Below are 200 nucleotides of genomic sequence, written 5' to 3' on the forward strand. Positions count from 1 at the left end.
AAAGGAACGCTAATACCGCATACGTCCTACGGGAGAAAGCAGGGGACCTTCGGGCCTTGCGCTATCAGATGAGCCTAGGTCGGATTAGCTAGTTGGTGAGGTAATGGCTCACCAAGGCGACGATCCGTAACTGGTCTGAGAGGATGATCAGTCACACTGGAACTGAGACACGGTCCAGACTCCTACGGGAGGCAGCAAAA

The 200-nt window shown here is 54.0% G+C and carries 1 rRNA gene; it reads left to right on the forward strand.

The features are described from left to right. Positions 1-197: ribosomal RNA gene (locus AK81_RS28920) — 16S ribosomal RNA — on the forward strand; the annotation flags it as partial. Positions 198-200 lie beyond the last annotated feature (3 nt).

The organism is Pseudomonas putida W15Oct28, from assembly GCF_000708715.2.
GTDB classification, from domain to species: domain Bacteria; phylum Pseudomonadota; class Gammaproteobacteria; order Pseudomonadales; family Pseudomonadaceae; genus Aquipseudomonas; species Aquipseudomonas putida_R.